We start from the raw sequence: 4,144 nt of genomic DNA on the forward strand, positions 1-4,144 counted from the left end.
GCCTGGTCTGGAGAGGTAGGAGAGGTTGTTTCTGATTTCGACTCCGGCTGAGACTGCACCGGCCACCCAGATCATGCGGGTAGCAGAGCTTGACGTGGTGTTTGACGGAGCATCAAATATGATCGTATTGTGGAAAATTTTGGTGTGGTTGGTTGCACCTGACAGATAGATTCCATAAAAAACTCCATTGGTTTGGATGTCGTAAATCAGGTTGTTGGCAATGACGTTGGGATTGGTGTCAGTACCTGCAGCTGCACTAAAGAATATTGGATAGGAAGTAAACGACATCGAGTAGGGATTATCGCCATGTGCATTGTGGATGCGGTTGTTGAAGACTTTGACACCGCTGCCACTGGTGCCCAGGTAGATTCCATAGAAGGTTGAAACAGTGGATCGGGTGGGTCTGCTGATGTCGTTGCCAAAGATTTCCCAATCATCTTGGTTTAGTCCATATATTCCGTAGAGGTAAAAATCTCTGATTACGTTGTTGATGATTTTATTGCCTTGAGCTCTGGCTGCGGAGGATTGTCCCACGTTTGTGATGCCGTAGTATCCGCCGATGATTACGTTGTTTTCGATCAGGTTGTTGTTGCCATTGGGGCCAGTTGATATGGCGGATGAAGTGCTATTGCTGAAAGCTATGCCTGCGTAAAATGTCGAAGTCGAATTGGTGTTGGAAATTATGGAACAATTCCTAACAACATTCCAGTCAGCCTGATTGGTAAACAGCATTCCGAATCCCCAGTCGCCGGCACTAGCAATCACTGTAAGAGAGTCAATGGTCAGATATTGGGTGCCGTTGAGTACTATTGTAGCTCTATCGTTGGTGTTGGGGGCTACATATTCGAGGGTATTTCCATTTCCGTTTATTTGGATGGTATTCGTAGAGGAAGTGCCATTGACAGAGCCCAACTCGAATTTTTCCAGATAAGGCCCTGAGAAAGGTGCTACATTGACGGTCACCGGGCCACAGACTCCGTAATTGTTTAGAGCTTCTGCTAAATCGGTAAAACTGACAAAATTGCTACCGGAAGGAGCCATAAGCGAGTTTAGGGTGTATGTACCTGAGAGACCTTTTCTTATTCCCAACAATTCGACGGTATTGTTGGTGGGGTCTGTATCTACACCCGGGCCGCTGGCTGTGATGGTAGCAGTTATATTATAAATAACTGTATCAGAGACATAGAATTTACCCAACAGGATATCTACAAATCCGGAAGAGGGCAATACACCTGTCCATGTGACGGTTCCGGCAATTACAGAATTTACACTCCATTGAATTGTCAACGTATTGACAGTGTCTTGACCGATATTTACGGCTCTAACTTCAACCGTAGCGGAATCACCGCAGATTTGTCCGGTGGGTTGAATGAAGGATTGTAGTCCGGGATTGGGGCCAGGCGGTGGGTCAAATTCAAAAGCTCCAGGATCTGGAAAGGCGGACCTTGGGACACTATCAAAGTCAAACGGCACTAATGCCAGCAAATTTTTACCGATACCGTTGACTTGAGGATTGGTAGGAATGTATTGATTAAGAGCCGGATTTATAAATTGGGGATCGGCCATTACACTGGCGCTGTCTAACCCAAGGGCTTGAAAATCAGCCAGTGTATTGACGGCGCTTCCGCGGAAGAAGGAAACTAACGTCATGCTGACATTAGGGTCTTTGAAGTATGCATTGTTGCTTACGGATATGGGAGCGGTGGCATTGCTGATGTAGGTAAGGATTCTGTCGCCGGTGCCGGGTCTGGAGAGGTAGGAGAGGTTGTTTCTGATTTCGACTCCGGCTGAGACTGCACCGGCCACCCAGATCATGCGGGTAGCAGAGCTTGACGTGGTGTTTGACGGAGCATCAAATATGATCGTATTATGGAAAATTTTGGTGTGGTTGGTTGCACCTGACAGATAGATTCCATAAAAAATTCCATTGGTTTGGATGTCGTATATCAGGTTGTTGGCAATGATATTGGGATTGGTGTCAGTACCTGCAGCTGCACTAAAGAATATTGGATAGGAAGTAAACGACATCGAGTAGGGATTATCGCCATGTGCATTGTGGATGCGGTTGTTGAAGACTTTGACACCGCTGCCACTGGTGCCCAGGTAGATTCCATAGAAGGTTGAAACAGTGGATCGGGTGGGTCTGCTGATGTCGTTGCCAAAGATTTCCCAATCATCTTGGTTTAGTCCATATATTCCGTAGAGGTAAAAATCTCTGATTACGTTGTTGATGATTTTATTGCCTTGAGCTCTGGCTGCGGAGGATTGTCCCACGTTTGTGATGCCGTAGTATCCGCCGATGATTACGTTGTTTTCGATCAGGTTGTTGTTGCCATTGGGGCCGGATGATATAGCGGATGTAGTGGAATTGCTGAAGGCGATACCGGCATAGACGGTCGATGTGGAGGTGGTGTTCGAGATAATGGAACAGCGCCTTATTACGTTCCAGTCAGCCCCGTTTCTAAATAGCACGCTAAAACCTTGAGCACCTGAGTCGCTGCGGATGGTCAGGGAGTCGATGGTCATGTATTTGGTTCCATTGAGCTCAAGTGTGACTCTATCAGTTGATACTGGTGAGGTATAGCTCAGGGTATTTCCATTACCATTTATTACAATCGAGTTAGCAGGAGATGTTCCATTGATTTCGCCAAACGATACTTTTTCCAGATAAGGGCCTGAGCCTGGAGCTACATTGACGGTGACCGGACCGCAGACTCCGGCTGAGTTGATGAAATTGGCAAAATCTGTAAAAGATTGAAAATTTGTGGCTGAGGAGGGAGCATTTTTATTTATTGTAAAAGTACCTGAGACAGCAGGTGTTCTTACTACAGTCAGAGTATCGTTTATATTATTGGTGTCGAGAGTATTATTGGGATTGGATGTCCATACTTTTATGGTATAAGGGATCGTTGAAGAGAAATTAAATGAGCCAAGAGTTACTTGAATGGTGTTGTTTGATGTACCAAAAGTGTCGAGAGGTGTATTGACTGAAACCGGGCTTTGAAGTACGCCGTTGACAGACCAATTGACAGTTACGTTGTTTATGGTATTATTGCCAAAATTTGCTACAGTAGCGACTACGTTGTGGATGCCGGGGCAAAAGGTTTGGGGAGAGTCAATAGAGACGATTCCGGCATCGTTTGGCGCCAGATTTAAAAGGCGATACATCACCCCACCGTTCAGCTGACGAGGATTGAAAAAAGAAGTCTGTCCGGGATTGAAGGTAAAGGCACTGTTGCCATCTACAATTATGGTTATGGTTCCGTCCGTGAAAGTGGGGATATTGGTATTAGTGGTAGAAAATACATTGCCGGTCCAATGAATGGCAAAACCAAAAGTATCACCTGGCATCATAATGACCCCTACAGATGCTGGCACTACCTGAGGTACTGGGTTGGTACTTGCAGGGCTTATTCCGTTAAATGAGGAGGATTGTCCTAGCTGAATCCATCCGTTGGCAGCATTGATTCCTGCTGGTTGTCCATTGATTTTTTGCGGATTATACCAAATTGTGGCAACACCCGAGGAGGTTGAGAAAGAACTTAACAAACTATCGATAATGACAGGTTTGTTGGTAGTCAGGTTAAAGCATATTCCCCCAAGTGTGTTCCCTCCACCTGACAATGGTGGCACAGTGGTAAATGTAAAATACTGTGCATGGATAAACGAGACAGATGTTAAAAATAAAAGTAAACTTTTTAGAATGACTTTGTAAATTTTTTTCATATTTTTTTAAATTTTGTTAAAGTTAAGTAATACGATCTGACTTTACATTTAATTAATTATTAAATAATTGGTTTTTTGGGTGTATAAAATTGAATTTTACTCTGTATAGAATTTGTAAATAAGCATATTATGCTTTTAATTTATGTAGATTTGTTTTCAAATTTAACAAAATATTTGTCATACAAAGCAATAAATTATAAATAGCCGAAGGTCAATCTGGTGTCGTATATAAAAGAGGCTTTTTGATTTTTTGCGGAGATGAGCTACTTAAATAAAAAAATCCGCCTCATATCACTGAGGCGGATTTAGGAAATTTCGGATGACAAGTGGGTTATTTGGCGATGGTCAGTTTTCGGTTGATTATACCTGCAGTGGAGTGGACTCTGAGCAGATAGCTGCCGGAGGGCAGGTGGCTGAG

The 4,144-nt window shown here is 43.9% G+C and carries 1 pseudogene; it reads right to left on the reverse strand.

The window, feature by feature from the left end:
• Positions 1-3,726, reverse strand: a pseudogene (locus DES35_RS11220) (right-handed parallel beta-helix repeat-containing protein); the annotation flags it as partial.
• Positions 3,727-4,144: the final 418 nt, after the last annotated feature.

This window comes from Schleiferia thermophila, assembly GCF_003337435.1.
In the GTDB taxonomy this organism is placed as follows: domain Bacteria; phylum Bacteroidota; class Bacteroidia; order Flavobacteriales; family Schleiferiaceae; genus Schleiferia; species Schleiferia thermophila.